Origin of the sequence: Streptomyces sp. NPDC102437 (assembly GCF_044765565.1) — a bacterium.
Classification (GTDB): Bacteria; Actinomycetota; Actinomycetes; order Streptomycetales; family Streptomycetaceae; genus Streptomyces.
This window is the reverse complement of the sequence record NZ_JBIWKI010000039.1, coordinates 1-15,729: the sequence shown is the minus strand read 5'-3', so window position 1 is coordinate 15,729 and position 15,729 is coordinate 1. Positions and strand designations below refer to the sequence as shown.

The window sequence follows — 15,729 nt, the reverse complement described above, 5'->3', positions numbered from 1 at the left end:
GACCGCCACCGCAAAGGGGACACCATGGCCACCGAGTTCGTCATCAAGTCCGAGGCATCCGGATTCGACCCGAGCGCCTTGCCGCCAGTCACGGTCGAGTTGTCGGACGGTAGCCGCTATGAGGCGCATGGGTTCGATCCGTCGTCCGTGCAGCTTCAGCTCTCGTATATGCAGGACGTCGCCGCACGCGAGGACGCCGCTGGAGTACTCGCGGAGCTGCGCAACGCTCTGCTGCACACATTCGACGAGGCAGCCGCCGACGACCTCTTGCTCAAGGCTCGGTCGGCGCAGAACCCGGTGTCAGTCAGCGAGCTGTTCAACGACCTGCTGCAGAAGCTGGTCGAGCACTACGAGCCCGAGCTAGCCACCTACCAGGAGGAGATGGGGCTGGCAACCGGCAACCGCGAGCAGCGACGCGCCGCAAAGAAGACCGCTGCCAAGCGCCCCGTAGCGAAGAAGACGGCCGCGGCCCGGCCTGCTCGGTCGTGAGGTTCGGCCCCGCCTCGCCGGGGCCGCTGCCCATCACCGTCGACGACACCCCCCTCACGCTCCACGTACCCGACGGGCGAGTCCTTGCCGGTATCGCCGCGTCCGGGCAGTGGCCACAGATCCTCCCCGGCCTCCTCGCTGGCCCGGACCGCGACCACGTAGTCGACCGGCTCCGCGACCCGTACGACCTGATGACGTGGCACGCCGCTTTCCGGATCGTGCTCGGCCTGTCCTCGGAGCTGTACGGCGTGGAGTGGTGGGCGGCGCAGCGGCTGTGTGGTCTGGCTCAGGAGCGGTGGCGGGACTGGTCCGCGTGGTGTGCACGCCGCGGCCTCGACCCTGACACCGCGTCCGGGCACCGGATCGTGTCCTCGGTGTGGGCATGGCTGTGCGACGGCATACAGGAGGAGAAGGACCTGCACCGGGCTGAGCGCGCGATCTTCGACCCTCCGCCGGAGATGTGCCGCACTCAGACCTCTGTGCCTCGCGGCTTCGGCCCGGCCGAGATGGAGGCGCAGGCCCGGCAGATCGCGGCCATGGCCGCCGACGACTCCGACGAGTAGCCAGGCTGTACACGCCCCTACGCTCGTCCTGTCGTCGCTGGCTACTGGGCCGGACACCACCCGCTGACCACGCGGGTGCTCGTCCCGTGCTCGGAGGTGCCAGCCCATGCCGCAGGTCGGCCGTACCTCCGTCCAGATCACGTCGGACACCGCGGCGTACGCTGCCCAGCTCCGGCAGGATCTCGCCCGTGCCGGCCGTGATGCGGGGCAGGCGCTCGACGATCAGATCCAGACCGCGATCCGCGGCACGGGCGAGCGGGCTGGTCGGCAGATCGCGCGCGATCTACAGCGAGCCCTTCGCAACATCAGCACCAATGTCCGAGTAGACGCCGACACCACCCGCTTCCGTGCTGATCTTCAGCGCGCGCTCCGGGGCCTGGCGGCCGTCTCGGTCCGCGTCACCCCAGACACCGCCAGCTTCCAGGCCGCCCTCGCACGGGAGACGCGCGGCCTGGCGGCCGCGGTTCGTATCGAGCCGGACATGGTCGCCTTCCGGGCGCAGCTCGAACGGGCGGTGCGTCGGCTGCGGGTGGCCGTGGACGTAGTCCCGGACACTGTCCGGTTCCAGGCGGCCCTCCAACGGGCGGTCCGCGCAGTCTCGGTGACCGTCCGCGTCACGCCGGACGTGAGCCGGTTCGGGCGCACCCTTCAGCGCGATCTCCGCGCCCTCGGCGGCATCGCCGTCCAGGTGGCACCGGACACCAACCGCTTCCAGCGCGATCTCCAACGGCAGCTTCGCCGACTCGACCCGGTGCGTGTCCGCGTCGAGCCGGACCTGAGTGACTTCGACGCCCGGCTGCGCGCCCACAACCTGCCCACGCTGCGGGTCAATGTGGAGCCGGACACCAACCGCTTCACCCGCGCGCTGGGCGGAATCGGCCGGATCGCCGGGCGGCTCGGATCGTCCCTGGCCGGGCTCCTGCGCGTCGGCGCCCTGGGCGGGGCTTTCCTCTCGGCCGCCGCCGGCATCAGCAGCTTCGTGGCCTCGCTCGCTCCCGCGATCGGCATCACGGCCGCACTGCCCGCAGTGATCGGCGGCGTCGTCGTCGCGACGTCGGCTCTGAAGATCGCGTTGAGCGGTGTAGGTGAGGCGTTCGGCGCGGCCCTGAGCGGTGATGCCGAGAAGTTCGAGCAGGCGCTGGAGAACCTCTCGCCTGCCGCTCAGTCCGCAGCACGCGAACTCCAGACGTTGAAGCCGCAGTTCGACGCGCTGAAGGCAACGGTCCAGGACGCGTTCTTCGAGCCGCTGGCCGGCCAGATCGCTGGCGTAGCAAAAGCCCTCGGAGGCCCTCTCAAGTCCGGGCTCGCGGGCGTCGCGGGGAACTTCGGCCTAGCTGCTGAGAGGATCGCGAACTTCCTCCGGACGTCCACCGGGATCAAGTCGATCCAGAACATCCTCATGGGTACCCAGCGGGCCACTGCTGGCCTCGCAGCAGCGCTCGGCCCGGTGATCTCCGGCTTCGTCCAGGTCGGCGGCGCGGTATCCAAAGCATTCGGGGCACAGACCGGGTCCGCGATCGCTTCGCTCGGGGCGAGGTTCGGGACGTTCCTTCAGCAGGCCGCACAGGGCGGCCAGGCCGTGGCCTGGGTGCAGGGCGCGCTCCAGGTGTTCCAGCAGCTCGGTGCGCTCGTCTCGTCCGTCGGCGGCATTCTCAGCGATCTCTTCGGGGCCCTGGCGGCCGGCGGTGGCGGACAGCTTGCCGGACTCTCCGCGATCTTCGACACCGTACGTGCGGCGATCCAGCCGCTTCTTCCGCTCATCACTCAGCTCGCGGTCACGTTCAACTCACTGCTCGGGAACGCGTTGAGCCTCCTGGCGACCGCGTTGGCGCCGGTCGTGAACACGCTGACGTCGGCGCTCGGACCGGTCCTGCCGGTGATCACCGCAGCGTTCCAGCAGCTCGAACAGGCCCTCACGCCGCTCGCCGCGGCGCTCGGAGGGTTCCTCGCGGAACTCGTCTCCCAGATCGGGCCGATCATCGGTCTGCTCGTCCCGCTTCTCACGCAGTTCGCGGGGATTGTTGGGAACGTTCTCGCGCTGGCGTTCAAGGCGCTCACACCGCTCCTCGCCCCGATTGGCCAGCTCCTCCAGACAACCCTTCAGGCCGTCGAGCCCCTCATGCCGGTCCTTCAGCAGCTCGGTGCCGTCCTCGGCGTGATCCTCTCCCAGGCGATCACCTCACTCGTCCCCCTTTTCCAGTCCCTCGCGGACGGGCTCGGGCAGATCATCACCGCCGTCGGACCGCTCATCTCGGAACTTCTTAAGGGTTTGATTCCGGCCCTCCTGCCGATGAACGCGGCTTTCGACGCGCTGGTCCAGGCGGTTATCCCGCTCATCCCGTCGATCGCGAACCTCGTGACCAGCCTCGCCCCTCTGGTCTCGTACCTCATCAGGCTCGTCGTCCCCGCCGTGCAGGTTTACGCCGCGTTCCAGCAGTGGTTCAACCTCAACCTGCTCATCCCCATCATCGAGGGCATCGTCGGCGCCCTGGTCTTCCTGATCGACGGGCTCACCTCGGCGATCAACTTCATCGTTGCGCTACCCTCGCGGATCACCAGCGCGCTGTCGACGCTGGGCTCGACGCTGTCGGGGTTCTTCAGCGGGCTGTGGGCGAGCATCACGAGCGGCGTCTCGTCGGGGATCGACGCCGTGGTCGGGTTCTTCACCGCGCTGCCGGGCAGGATCATGAGCTTCCTTTCCGCGCTGCCGGGGATGCTGCTGGACCTCTTCACCTCGGCAGTCGCACAGGTAGGCATCGCAATCCTCACCGGGATCGCCGCGATCATCTTCATCTTCACGGAGCTGCCGCAGAAGATCGCCGCTGCCCTGACTTCGCTGGGCCAGACACTCATCAGCGCTTTCACGTCGGCCTTCACGACCGTCACCTCGGCCGTCATGGGGTTCATCAACTCCGTCACGGTCTTCTTCCAGACGCTGCCCGCGCGGATCGGGGCAGCCCTGGCCGCGCTGCCCGGCCGGGTGGCCGGCATCTTCAACTCGGTGAAGTCGAGCACGATCTCGATCGTCACGGGACTCATCAGCTCGGTTACCAGCTTCTTCACCGGGCTACCAGGGAAGATCGGATCAGCGCTGTCGGGGCTGGGATCGAAGATCGCCGGGATCTTCAACAGCGTGAAGTCGACGGTGACCAGCACGGTTTCGAGCCTGATCTCTGGCATCGCCAATCTCTTCACCAGCCTGCCGCAGAAGATCGCGGCGGCTCTCGGCAACGTGGGCTCGACCATCGTGAACAAGATCAAGAGCGGCCTGCCGTCTGCCGTCCGAGACCTGCTGCCCTTCGCAAACGGCGGCATCGTCGACATCCCGACGGCTGCTCTCATCGGCGAGGCCGGCCGAGAAGTCGTCATCCCCCTGACCCGGCCGCGCCGCGCCGCCGAACTAGCGCAGCAGTCCGGGCTGCTGGACCTGCTGGCCCGCCAGGGTGTCAGCGCTGGGGCACAAATCACGAACAACTGGAACATCAACAGCCGCATGTCCGACCCCATGGTGTTCGCCCAGCACTTGCAGGGGCAGATCGCCCGAGCAGCGGGAGTGTGAGGGGTGCTCGTCGACTACCTGGAGTTGGCCGGGAACGAGGTCATCAACTCCGCGCGTGCCGCGGTGTACGCGCGGGCCCGCGGGGTGCCGGTGCAGTGCGACCCGTGCCCGGACATCCCGGCCGCAGTCGGGGATCTGCCGTACGTGGACCCGGTCACGGACAAGGCCCCGTGGCACGACCCGGCGGTCCCGGAGTCGTCGGGTGTGCTTGGCGTGCTCGGGCTGTCCGTGGCTGGGTTCTCCTCGTCGCCGATCACTCGCGAACCGGTGCCGCTCGTCGGTGACGGGGCCGCGCTCGGCCCGGTCCGGCGCCAGCACCGGGAGATCGCGTACACGGTGCTGCTGATCGCCGTTGACGAATGCGCGCTGTCGTATGGGCTGGAGTGGCTGTCGATCGCCCTCCAGGGATCCGCGTGCGGGACGTGCAACGGGGACGAGATGTGCGTGTTCTCCTGCTGCCCTGTCGACGGCGACCGCGAGCTGCGGCACCTGTACGACGTGGGCGTTCTCGACGGCCCGCAGGTCACCGAGACCCAGTACCTCGGGTCCGGGGCCGTGCTCGCAACGGTCACCTTCACCTTGGTGGCCGGCAAGCCGTGGATCTACCGGGAGCCGCTGGCGACGCTGACGGACTGGGTGCCGCTGGGTACTGGTGACGTGATCGGTCCGGTCGACCCGGATCAGGTGTATGAGCAGTGCGTCACCGCTGCGCCGTGTGCCACGGATCCGCTGTGCCCGTCGCCGCCGCTGCCGCCTCGGCCGCCAGCGCCGACCTCGCCGTGCTACCCGAGCGGTTTGGGGACGTTCCGGCGGTCGCTGGTCTCGGTGTCGCCGCTGACGCAGTCCGCTTGGCTGGAGACGGTGCCCGTCCTCGAAGTCCGGGCCGGGGCACAGGACATGCGCAGGCTGATCGTGCGGTTCTGGACGAACCCGCAGGGCAACCCTTGCGAGGACGTGGCCGATCCGTGCAACGTGTGCACGGACATCAACCTCAGCTACTTGCCGGCCGGGTCGCACCTGCGGATCGACGGCCGCGTGCAGCGCAGCGTCGTCGAGTGCGAGCAGATCCCGTTCGGCATGGCGACGTCGACGCCGATCGTGTACGGGCCTCAGGGCGGCCATTTCGCCTGGCCGACATTCAGCTGCCCGGCCGGGCTGTGTATCGAGATCTGGTCGGACGCCGCCTACACGGCAGGGGACGCGACGGCCAGGGTGCTGCTTGTGCCCAGATCGGATGTGGGGTGACCAGTGGCAGAACGCTCCGACCTCACTGCACCTGCAGCGCCGGTCATGCTCGGCGTACGCCTGGACCAGACCAGAGTTCATCAGCAGGTTGCGTACGACCCGGCCGGGCAGCGTGTCTACGTGACGCAGGTCATCGCGAACGGGGTGACGCTGCCGGGCGAGTCCGGGCCGCCGCCGACCGGCGCCCGGGACAGTCGCGGTGACCTGGCGATCAACCAGCTCGACCTGACCGGCAAGGTGCTGGGCGTCATGTACGTCCGGCGCTTTGACCACGGCTCAGGGATCGGCGCCGAGACGGTCAACGGAGTGCCGTACCTGTGGCTGGCCTACGACGCGGTGGAGCAGCCGATCGGCACGAACGCACACGGGCGCCGTATCGCGTACCTGCCGTTCCAGCCGGGCAAGGTGATCGACGTGGGCGACCCGTCGGTCAACGTTTTCGACCCGGTCCCGGGCGCCACGAGCATCACCCCGTCGCTGGACGTGACGGGCGGCCGGTTCGCTGTCGCCTACAACACCGGCTCCGGCACCCGGTACCTGGTGTTCGGGCTCGCTGACTGGCGGGCGAAGAACTTCAGCCAGCCGCTGTACGAGTTCGCGCGGCCGTCCTACCCAGACTTCCAGTCCTGGTGCCTGGGCGGGGACTACATCTACCAGTTCCACGGCACCGGCTACAGCGACACCAACCCGCCGGGCGGCGGCGGGAACACGTGGTTCACCGTCATCGACATCCGGACCGGAGTCACGGTTGAGCGTGTGCGTGACCAGCACGCTCTTGACCTGACGTACCGGGAGCCGGAGTCCATCGGGGTCTGGTCCGTGCCAAGCGGCCCACAGCTCGTGTTCGGGTACGCGAGCAGCGACACCACGCCCCGGCTGATGAACCTGTACGCCATCACCGAGGTGATCCAGGAGGCCCTGGAGATCACCGCGCAGGTCGTCTCCGAGCCGCAGCCCGGCGTGCAGGTCACCACGCTGGTCGCCGACACGGCGACCGTGCAGTCGTGGACGATCTACCGCACCGTCGGCGGCATGGACCAGGTACTCGTGGCCGGCCAGGGCGCCACGCTGCCAGCGGATGGGGCGTGGTTCGACCCGGCGCCCCCGGCCTGTGTGCCGGTCACGTATCGGCTGGTCATCGGCCGGACGACCGGGGCCACAGACGAGGAGGCAGCACCGCCGGTCACGTACGTGCCCGAGGGCGGATGCGGCACGTCGGGCCCGGTGGGGCAGCAAGACACCGAGCTGGGGTGCGCGGCCTCGTACACGGCGATGGTGCACTGGCGGGGCGGTGCCCTGCCGTTCGTGTCGCTCGACACTCTGACGGCGGTGTCGTGGTCGCGGACGATCAACGACATCAGCGAGGCGTCGGTGACGATCGCCATGGCCGACGTGTCCGCGGACTGCTGTGGGCAGCTCGGCGATGTGTCTCCGTGGGTGCACGAGCTGACGCTGTACAGGGACGGTGAGTTGGTGTGGCAGGGGCCAATCCAGCGCATCGTGATGCGTCGCGCCTCGATCGTGATCGAAGCCGCCGACGTGTTCTCTTGGTTCGACCACCTCGTGAACACGTTCCGCGTCACGTACACGGCGGCGACGGCGGACGGCGAGGGGCGCCGGCGGGGCCCGATCACGTACATCGCGGCGAACCACATCCGGCTCAACTTGCAAGCGTTCCAGCTCGCCGACCTGGACTACCCGGGAATCCTGCCGTACATCACCCGTTCTGATGCCGGGCTGCTTCCGATCAAGGTCGAGAAAGACGGCTCCAGCAACCAAACGGTCTGGACGGAGTACCTCGGCGACATCCTCCGCGAGTGGACCAAGCGGGGCCTGACCTGGACCACGGTGGGCCGATCGCTGCTCCTCCGTGGTCGGCGCAGCCTGACGGGCGCGCGCGCCGCCGCCCGCCTCACCCTCGATCACTTCGCTGGGGACATCGAGGTCATCAAGGACGGTAGGCAGGGCGCCACGTACGGGTGGGCGACGAGCCAGCAGGGCCAGGACATCAGCGATGGGAGAACGCTCGGCACCGGGAAGACCAGGACCCCGTACGGACGCCTCGACATCCTCGTACGCATTCAGGAAGAGGACGCGACCGCAGGCGACCTGCGGGAGTCCGCCCGTGACGCGATCGCCGGGCGGTATCCGGTCCCGACCGTGATCAACGTGCCGGACAGCGCGCAGCTGACCCCAGACGCCCCGGTGACGATCAGGCAGCTCGTACCTGGGGTGAGGATCGATCTGCTGGCCGACGAGCTGTGCGCCCCAATCGCGGCCGGGTTCTTGTTGTCCGACGTCGAGGTGACGTGGGGCCGGGGCGGCGAGACGGTTGGGATCGCCTTGATCCCGCTCGCTGATGTCGACGAGGAGCTGAGCGAATGAGTGCGTTGGCGGGCCAGCGCGCGGCCCAGAGGCCCTTGCGAGCTGCGGTGGCGGCTCAGCGGGCAATCGGCCGGGCGGTGATGTCGTCCGGTGGGACGGCGGGGCGCCTCGTGATGCGGGTGGACGGCCGGTGGGTGGAGCAGGTCATCGACGCCGATGGCCAGGAGCAGTTGGTTCCGTTCGAGTTCGAGGAGGGTGGCAATGGCTGGTAGGTGCGGGTGCGGCGGCGGGACGTGCAGCTGCGTGCTGGAGGTTGAGGGGCCGCTCACCAAGGAGGGCAACGGCTCGGTAGCGTTGCCGTGGCGGCTTGGTGTCGACAAGGGAAGCCTGTTCGGGGACATCGCCGGGGCGGGGCTGACGTACGACAAGGGGACGGACAAGCTCCAGGTCTGCCTGAGCAGGGACACGGGCAACAACCTGCGGTTCGGGGCCGACGGGTGCCTCTACGCGCCCGGCGGCGAGACTCCGGTACCGGACGTGTGCGCCCGCCCGATCGAGTCCCTGCCGGCCGCCCCGAACGTAGTCGGCGCCCACGACCTCGCCGGTCTCATGGGCCCCTACTCGTCCCCCTACCAGGTCGACTATTGCCTCGCCGCGGGCGTCGACATCATCCATTTCCACGCTGCCACCTCTTCCGACGGTGTCGGTGTGGTGACCGAGTACGCGGATCACCGGCTGAGTGCTGGCCGGTCGTCGCTGTATCTCACCCAGGACGCGCGGGAGATGAGCTCGGCGACGATCCGCTCGGCGTACAACTACGCCGGGGACGTCGATGATCCGCAGGCGTGGAACTGGGGCGACGACGACGTCGACTTGGAGAAGAGGAAGGACCGCCGCGGCGGCTGGTACGGGTGGCTGGCTCAGCGGTACTACCAGCCGCTGATCACGGACTTCATGCGGATGATCGACGGGAAGGCCGTGGCGCTGCTCGATGCGTCGACGGATCCGGCGGGGACGTCGGTACTGGAGGCTACGGCGATCCTCGGACCGATGCAGGCTGTGCTGGATCACTGCGCCCAGTCCTGGGCCCTGCTCGGGGTGCGCGAGCTCACGAACGCGACGACTGTGCAGAACCGCGGGATGACGGCGATCATGATGCCGCTGAGGCCGGCCACGTGGGGCGAGGCGACGCTGCCATACCCGGTGGCGGATCTGACCGCTGCGGGCGTGGAGTGGATCGCCCTGTACAGCCGGTACGCGGACTCGGTGTTCACTGCGTACAAGGACGCCGGGATCCAGGTCTTGATGCGCGGCACCAGCCGCCAGTCTGACTATGCCCGCGTCTCCGCTCTGGGGATCCGCGGGGCTCTTCAATACGACCCGGTCTACTACCGGGGCCCCGGCACGGTGGCCGGGCTGGGTGGCCGTGAGTACCGGTCGGAGCTGGACCCGTGGGAGCACCGCCGGATGGGGAACGGGCAGCTGACTTACCTCACCGATCAACAGACGATTTCCAACCCGTCCGCGCGCGGACGTACAGAGGATGCTGAGCAGGGCCTGCTGCTGCCGGCCGGGTGGGGTGGCGGCCGCGACCGGGTGTCCGTGCTGTGCGGGTGGGAATGCCCGGTGCAGAATCCGGCGGCTTACCGCATCACTGTGGACATGAAGTGGGTTTCGCTGGCTCCTGCGTCTGCGACGGGTGCGCGAATGGGGCTGCTGTTCGGGGCACCGACGGATACGGATTTGTACTCGTGGCCGCAAGGCGATCCGGTTCTGAATCCGTCCGGGATGCGGGCGGCCGCACCGAGTGGGTACCGGGTCTACCAGCGGCAGAACGGTGAGATCGGGATCGGAGTGTTCGCTGCTGGTGGCGCGTACACGGTGCTGGCCACTCGGACGAGTCCCGCTATCGCAGCGAACGTGTGGAACGCCTACGAGCTGGTCGTCACGGCTGATCAGATCACGTTCACGCGAACCATCTCAGATGGCACGAAGTACACGGTGACAGCTGTGGATTCGACGTGGCGGGGCCCATATTTCTGGGTGGAGAAGGTCGAGTCAGTGAATGGATCGGCGAACGGCTTCATCGGAAAAGTCAGGAACATTTTTTGTTCCACAGGTTGAGGAGCGCTGTATGGCGAAGTCTTTGAGTGCAGAGCAGGCCATATCCGCGCTGCGCGGTGAGGGTGCGTGCGTGGTCGAGGTCGGGAACTGGCGTACGCACAACCGGAATTCGAAGGGGCCCTGGGGCCCGGTCAACGGCAGCATCGTGCATCACACCGTGACCAAGGGAACCGCAGCGACGGTCCGGATGGTCCGCGACGGCTACACGGCCCTGCCTGGCCCGTTGTGCCACGGGATGATCGCGAAGGACGGCCGGGTACACCTGGTCGGCTGGGGCCGCACCAACCACGCCGGGGGCGGTGACCCGCGCGTCCTGGACCAGGTAGCGGCCGAGTCGTACGGCACCCGCCCAACCGCGCCGACCCGCGGCAACAGCAACGGGGTCGACGGCAATGCCCACTTCTACGGCTGGGAGTGCGAGAACCTCGGCGACGGCAAGGATCCCTGGCCCAAGGCGCAGTACGACGCGATCGTCCGCGTCCAGGCCGCCCTTTGCCGGGCCCACGGGTGGTCAGCCAAGTCCGTGATCGGCCACCTGGAGTGGTCGAGCGACAAGGTCGACCCCCGCGGTTTCACGATGACCAAGCTCCGCGCCGACGTGGCGGAGCGACTCAAGCACCCCGCGAGCTGGAACCCCGGCTCGGACCAGGAGGAGGACCCCATGGCAGGCATCACCAAGCGCGACATCTATGACGCCGTGTGGCGCACCGACTCGATGACCCCGCCGGAGGGCCGCGCGACTCCCGACAATCCGACCTGGGCGCCCGAATCGGTGCTGCGTGACGCGGCGTCGTACGCCATCCGGGCCGAGGCTGCGGCGCAGCGGGTCGAGGCTGCGGCTGCGCGGATCGAGGCCGCTCTGATCGGGTCGGTGGACGGCTGATGGCTTCCCTGATCAGCGGCGGTTTCTGGGCCGCCACTGCCGAGCGTGCGGTGCGGACTGCTGCGCAGACTCTCCTCGCCGCCCTGGGGCTTTCTGCGGCGGATGTCCTGGACGCGGATTGGAGCCAGGCGCTCGCGCTCGCGGGGAGCGCGGCGCTCCTGGCCGTACTGACCTCGATCAGCACGGCCGGCACTGGGACCGGGCCGGGACTCACCGAGACCGTGCGGGAGCGGCAGTGACTCCGCAGCAGGGAAGCGATCGAGTCGCTGTCGAACTCGCCGAGATGCAGGGCGAGATCAGGACCGGGTTCGCTGAACTCAACGGTCGGCTCGACCTCGCGCTCCAGCGGACGACTACAGCCGAGTCGGACATCGCAGCGCTCCAGGACCGGGTGGCGTCCCTGGAACGGGGCCGGTGGCCGATGCCGACGATCGGGGTGCTCGCCGGGGTGGCTGGGACCGCGACGGGGGTACTCGCGCTCCTGCGGTGAGTTGCACTTTGAGCTGGTAGGGCAGGGGAGCCTGATCTGCGATACTGCCATCTGGACGCGTCACTGCGTCCACCTCTCCGCTCGCGCGGAGGTGAACCGAACCCCGAGGGCGACGCTCATCCAGTAGCCCCCGCTCTCCGCAGCTGCGGAGGTACGCCCCATCCCGCAGGAGCAGGAGGGGGCGTACGCGCGTCTGGGGTCAGTCGCCGCTCTCAGCCGGGTGCCGGACGGCCTGCTTCAGTGCCCGCTCGACCTCGTACCGGCTCTCGCCGATCGTCTCGGCGTGCGCGGTGATCGCCGCCTGCACACGGGCCGCGGTCTCCACGGTCAGCCGGTTCTCCTGCTGCTCGGCCCAGGCGGCGCGTTCCAGCTCGATCAGTTCATCACTCAGTTCGATTGCCACGGCCGGATACTAGTGGCTGATTCCGATCGCTTAGTGATGCCGCGCACCTGACGACCCCCCGTAGGCTCGCCAGGTGATTCAAACGATCGTGTTCGACATCGGAGAGACCCTCGTCCGCGACGACCGCTACTGGGCCTCCTGGGCCGACTGGTTGGGAGTTTCCAGACACACCGTGTCCGCACTCGTCGGAGCCGTCACCGTCAAGGGCCTCGACAACGCCGAGGCCCTCCGTCTCCTGAAGCCAGACATCGACATCCCGGCCGAGTACGCAGCCCGCGAGGCCGCCGGCCGCGGCGAGGACCTCGACGAGGCAGACCTGTACGACGACGTTCGCCCTGCGCTCACCGCACTGCGGGATCTCGGCGTCAAGGTCATCATTGCGGGCAATCAGACCACGAAGGCCGGGCAGTTGCTGCGGTCGCTGGATCTGCCGGCCGACTTCATCGCCACCTCCGGGGAGTGGGGATGCGCCAAGCCGTCGTCTGAATTTTTCGCCCGCGTCCTCGATGCCTCCGGGGCCTTGGCTTGGGACACCATCTACGTCGGCGACCACCCCGTTAATGACGTCTTCCCGGCCGCACAGGCTGGGCTTCGCACGGCCCATCTTCGCCGTGGGCCGTGGGGACACCTGTGGGCAAACGACCCGCAGGTGCAGGAGGCCGCGGACTGGGTGATCGATTCACTCATGGACCTGACCGCGATCACTGACGAGTAGGCAGTGCACGCGATTTCGTACCCGCACAGTGACGGTGCGGGTACGGTCGGGTCATGTCCGCCGACTCCCCGCGCGAGGTCGGTGAGCGAATCGCTGCACGCCGCCGCGCACGTCGTCTCACCCAGACCGGTCTCGCTGCCGCATCGCACATCTCCTACGCCACCATCCGCGCCATCGAGCGTGGTGCGCGGAGGCCGAGCGACGATGTGCTCGAAGCGGTCGCCGCTGCCCTTGAGGTAGATGCCACGCAGCTACGCACTGGGTACGTCGGTACCGAGCGCCGCGTGAACCGAGCTCTGCCGGAGTTGTCTGCGGTTCTCGCCGGGTACGACATTCCGCAAGGTCCTCCAACCCGCACACCGGACGAACTGGCAGAGGCGATCAACGCAGCGGTGGGCTGGAGGCTCGCCGCCCAGTACGGGCGAATCGCGGCAGAGATTCCCAGCTTGCTGCACGACGCCATCCGGTACACCCACGCCGCGCGCAGCGCCGAGCAGCAGACTGCCGCCCGAATGCTGGCTGCTGCCGCCCGCACCGCTGACGCGCTCGCCTTCAAGTACGGCTCACGTGATCTATCTGCCCGACTGATTGACCTGATGCGCTGGGCAACTGACCGCGCGGAGGATCCTCTCGTCCAGGCTGCCACGGCGTACGTACGGACAGAGGTCTCCTTCGCAGCCCAGGCCCATGCTGTCGGCTTAGCCGCCTTGGAACAGGCGATCGAGGCGGCCCCTGCACCGTCGTCCCGCTCGGAGGCCGCTGCTCGCGGCGCGCTCCACATGCGGGCCGCCGTGATCGCTGGGCGTGACGGAAACGTGGGCGCCGCTGACACCCACCTGAAGCATGCCCAGCAGCTCGGTGATCAGGTCGCGCGCGAAGGCGTCTACCAGGGCACCACGTTCGGTCCGGACTCGGTTCGGATTCACGAGGTATCTGTCGCTGTCAGCCTTGGCTCCGAGCATGTCGACCGTGCGCTGCGCCTGGCCACCGTGTGGAAGCCGCCCGCCGACCTGCCGGCCGAGCGCCGCAGCGGCTTCTACATCGAGTTGGCCCGCGCACAGGACTGGGCCGGGCTCCAGGCGGACGCGTTCGAGAGCCTCAAGGTGGCCCGCGCAGCAGCCCCGCAGCACACGCGCGAGCACCCGTGGGCGCGTGAAGTCGCCAGCAGCCTGCGGCGGTTCCACCGATCGGACGCCGAGTCGCTGTCGCACTTCGCTCACTGGATCGGCGCTGTCTGACGGACTGCTACAGGCTGTAGCAGTTGTGCCTCTTCCGTCGCTCCACTCTGTACCTGTCCGCATCAACGGGTAGGAGGAGGGGCCCATGAGTACGCCTGTGCTTGTGCCAGGGCAGGTGAGCATCGCTCGTCTTCATGGCGAAGCCTGCTGGCACTGCGGTGCTGTCACCCGGTGGCTTGCGCCTGCCGGACAGGTCGTCCTGGCGGGGCTGGGGCGGGTCTGGCCGATCGCCTCGTGTGGGTGCACACCCGCTACTGGTCTGGAGTCGCCGATGCCGCCGTCCGCTGATGACGCGGTACTGCTGCCTGATCCGCTGGGCCTTTCCGACGCTCAGCAGCGCGGTGCGCATTGCGTCTGGTGCGCCATCGCGCTGGCTGCCGGGGCGTCGCACAATCTCGGACCCCGCCCGGTCACCGTGCACGGCACGTCAGCCCTTTGGTTCCCTCGTTGCTGCCCCACGTGCTGGAGGGCCCACCAATGACCGCGCTGGCGAAGAAGCAGCCCGCACCGGACGCCGAGTACCGCACGCTCCTCGGGCACACCCTGACCTGCGCTGCCTGCCGTGCTGGGGCCGCCTGCACCACGGTGGTACAGCTCGGCCGCGCCTGGCGGGAGGCACGCCGGTGAGGGACGAGTCGTCGGACATCATCCCCTGCTACTGCTGGGACGTGCACCCGAAGACGAACGCCCGGTGCACGCGGGAGCCTGGACATACGGGCGACCACTACGACCCCTACCACCGACCGTCGTGGGACCGTCCCGGCACACGGTGGCCCGCCGAGCCAGAGCCGAGCGGCCGGCCCTGATCTCCCGCTCGCGGCTGCTCATCGCGCCGACCAGCCGCGGGCGGGTCCTACTCCCGCTCGACCCCAATGCCGTCGGCGGCCTGGGGCCGGGCGGGGTCACTCCCGGACGAAGTCGGCGAGCGGCACACCGATCGCGTCGGCGACCCGGATGAGGGTGTCAATGCGTGCCGCGGCGTGGCCTTGCTCGATCCGGTTGTACGGGCCGAGCGTGATGCCGGCCCGGAGTGCGACTTCCTCCTGGGAGAGGTTCGCGTAGAGCCGGGCGGCACGGATCTGGTCGCCGATTTCCCGGCGCCTGGCGGTGACGCGCTCTGCAGGCATCGGTTGGGGGTGCACTCGCCCACGGTCACCGGAGCATGATCGCCTTGTCTTTACGGTCAACCGCAAAATGGTTGATCAAGCTTTCGCGTGGGTATCACCACTGCTTCTACTTGCGCATCGGCGTTCGCGCGTCCGCCGAATCGCGCCGGATGACGCCACGACTCGGTCAAGGCGTCCCGCCCCGCGCCCACATCCGGGCGCGGGGCGGTTACCGTTTGGGATAGCGGAAGACCCCCACCGAGCTGTATGCGGTGGGGGTCTTCTGTTCTGCGGCCCTAGCCCTCCCCGGCCGGGGCGCGCAGGTAGTGGGAGGCGCACGTCAGGCGCACGCGGGGAGGCACACCTGCCCCTCCCATGCGCCGTACTTTACGTGGTCAGCACCACCGCGCCACCTCCCCGAACGAGTGATGAGCAGGGCTCATTTTTTGGGGATGTGGCATCCATGTGGCATCGATCATGAAAAAGGCCCTCCGGCTCACGTGAACCGGAGGGCCCGATCAGGCTCTCACCTGCGGTTTCCTACTGTGGGCGCGGACGGTTTCGAACCGCCGACATCTGCTTTGTAAGA

The 15,729-nt window shown here is 68.5% G+C and carries 15 protein-coding genes; 13 read left to right on the top strand and 2 right to left on the bottom strand.

Annotation, left to right across the window (positions count from 1 at the left end; all coding sequences use genetic code 11):
* Positions 1–24 precede the first annotated feature (24 nt).
* From ACIRJP_RS33415 to ACIRJP_RS33370, 10 genes are all read left to right on the top strand, one after another.
* Positions 25–489, top strand: coding sequence for a hypothetical protein (locus tag ACIRJP_RS33415; RefSeq protein WP_404182406.1), 465 nt, complete (start codon positions 25–27; stop codon positions 487–489).
* The gene (locus ACIRJP_RS33410) at positions 486–1,052 is read left to right on the top strand and encodes a hypothetical protein (RefSeq protein ID WP_404182403.1); all 567 of its coding nucleotides are present in this window, start codon (positions 486–488) and stop codon (positions 1,050–1,052) included. The genes ACIRJP_RS33415 and ACIRJP_RS33410 overlap by 4 nt, the downstream gene beginning before the upstream one ends.
* A 106-nt stretch (positions 1,053–1,158) precedes the next feature.
* Positions 1,159–4,611, top strand: a complete 3,453-nt coding sequence (locus tag ACIRJP_RS33405; RefSeq protein ID WP_404182400.1) for a hypothetical protein — start codon at positions 1,159–1,161, stop codon at positions 4,609–4,611.
* Positions 4,612–4,614: 3 nt separating this feature from the next.
* Entirely contained in the window at positions 4,615–5,856 is a 1,242-nt protein-coding gene (locus ACIRJP_RS33400; protein WP_404182397.1) for a hypothetical protein, read from the top strand.
* Positions 5,857–5,859: 3 nt separating this feature from the next.
* A complete protein-coding gene (locus ACIRJP_RS33395) occupies positions 5,860–8,241 on the top strand; it encodes a hypothetical protein (RefSeq protein ID WP_404182394.1) in 2,382 nt (793 codons plus the stop codon).
* Complete coding sequence (locus tag ACIRJP_RS33390; protein ID WP_404182391.1) at positions 8,238–8,453, top strand: hypothetical protein; 216 nt, start codon at positions 8,238–8,240, stop codon at positions 8,451–8,453. The genes ACIRJP_RS33395 and ACIRJP_RS33390 overlap by 4 nt, the downstream gene beginning before the upstream one ends.
* Positions 8,398–10,305 (top strand): hypothetical protein, encoded by a 1,908-nt coding sequence (locus tag ACIRJP_RS33385; protein ID WP_404182388.1) that lies wholly within the window; start codon positions 8,398–8,400, stop codon positions 10,303–10,305. Before ACIRJP_RS33390 ends, ACIRJP_RS33385 begins: the two co-directional genes overlap by 56 nt.
* A gap of 10 nt (positions 10,306–10,315) precedes the next feature.
* On the top strand, positions 10,316–11,188 hold the full coding sequence (locus ACIRJP_RS33380; RefSeq protein ID WP_404182385.1) for an N-acetylmuramoyl-L-alanine amidase: 873 nt from the start codon (positions 10,316–10,318) through the stop codon (positions 11,186–11,188).
* The gene (locus ACIRJP_RS33375; protein ID WP_404182382.1) at positions 11,188–11,427 is read left to right on the top strand and encodes a holin; all 240 of its coding nucleotides are present in this window, start codon (positions 11,188–11,190) and stop codon (positions 11,425–11,427) included. Before ACIRJP_RS33380 ends, ACIRJP_RS33375 begins: the two co-directional genes overlap by 1 nt.
* Positions 11,424–11,678 carry a hypothetical protein gene (locus tag ACIRJP_RS33370; RefSeq protein ID WP_404182380.1) on the top strand — a complete coding sequence of 85 codons (255 nt, stop codon included), beginning with the start codon at positions 11,424–11,426 and terminating at the stop codon, positions 11,676–11,678. The genes ACIRJP_RS33375 and ACIRJP_RS33370 overlap by 4 nt, the downstream gene beginning before the upstream one ends.
* A gap of 199 nt (positions 11,679–11,877) precedes the next feature.
* Here ACIRJP_RS33370 and ACIRJP_RS33365 read toward each other — a convergent pair whose 3' ends face one another.
* Entirely contained in the window at positions 11,878–12,081 is a 204-nt protein-coding gene (locus ACIRJP_RS33365) for a hypothetical protein (RefSeq protein ID WP_404182377.1), read from the bottom strand.
* Positions 12,082–12,157: 76 nt separating this feature from the next.
* Here ACIRJP_RS33365 and ACIRJP_RS33360 point away from each other — a divergent pair, with 76 nt between their 5' ends.
* From ACIRJP_RS33360 to ACIRJP_RS33350, 3 genes are all read left to right on the top strand, one after another.
* On the top strand, positions 12,158–12,796 hold the full coding sequence (locus ACIRJP_RS33360; RefSeq protein ID WP_404182595.1) for an HAD family hydrolase: 639 nt from the start codon (positions 12,158–12,160) through the stop codon (positions 12,794–12,796).
* Positions 12,797–12,849: 53 nt separating this feature from the next.
* The gene (locus ACIRJP_RS33355) at positions 12,850–14,034 is read left to right on the top strand and encodes a helix-turn-helix domain-containing protein (protein WP_404182374.1); all 1,185 of its coding nucleotides are present in this window, start codon (positions 12,850–12,852) and stop codon (positions 14,032–14,034) included.
* Positions 14,035–14,511: 477 nt separating this feature from the next.
* Positions 14,512–14,661 carry a hypothetical protein gene (locus ACIRJP_RS33350; protein ID WP_404182371.1) on the top strand — a complete coding sequence of 50 codons (150 nt, stop codon included), beginning with the start codon at positions 14,512–14,514 and terminating at the stop codon, positions 14,659–14,661.
* A gap of 275 nt (positions 14,662–14,936) precedes the next feature.
* On the opposite strand, the gene ACIRJP_RS33345 is transcribed toward ACIRJP_RS33350, so the two are convergent.
* On the bottom strand, positions 14,937–15,161 hold the full coding sequence (locus tag ACIRJP_RS33345; RefSeq protein ID WP_404182368.1) for a helix-turn-helix domain-containing protein: 225 nt from the start codon (positions 15,159–15,161) through the stop codon (positions 14,937–14,939).
* Positions 15,162–15,729: the final 568 nt, after the last annotated feature.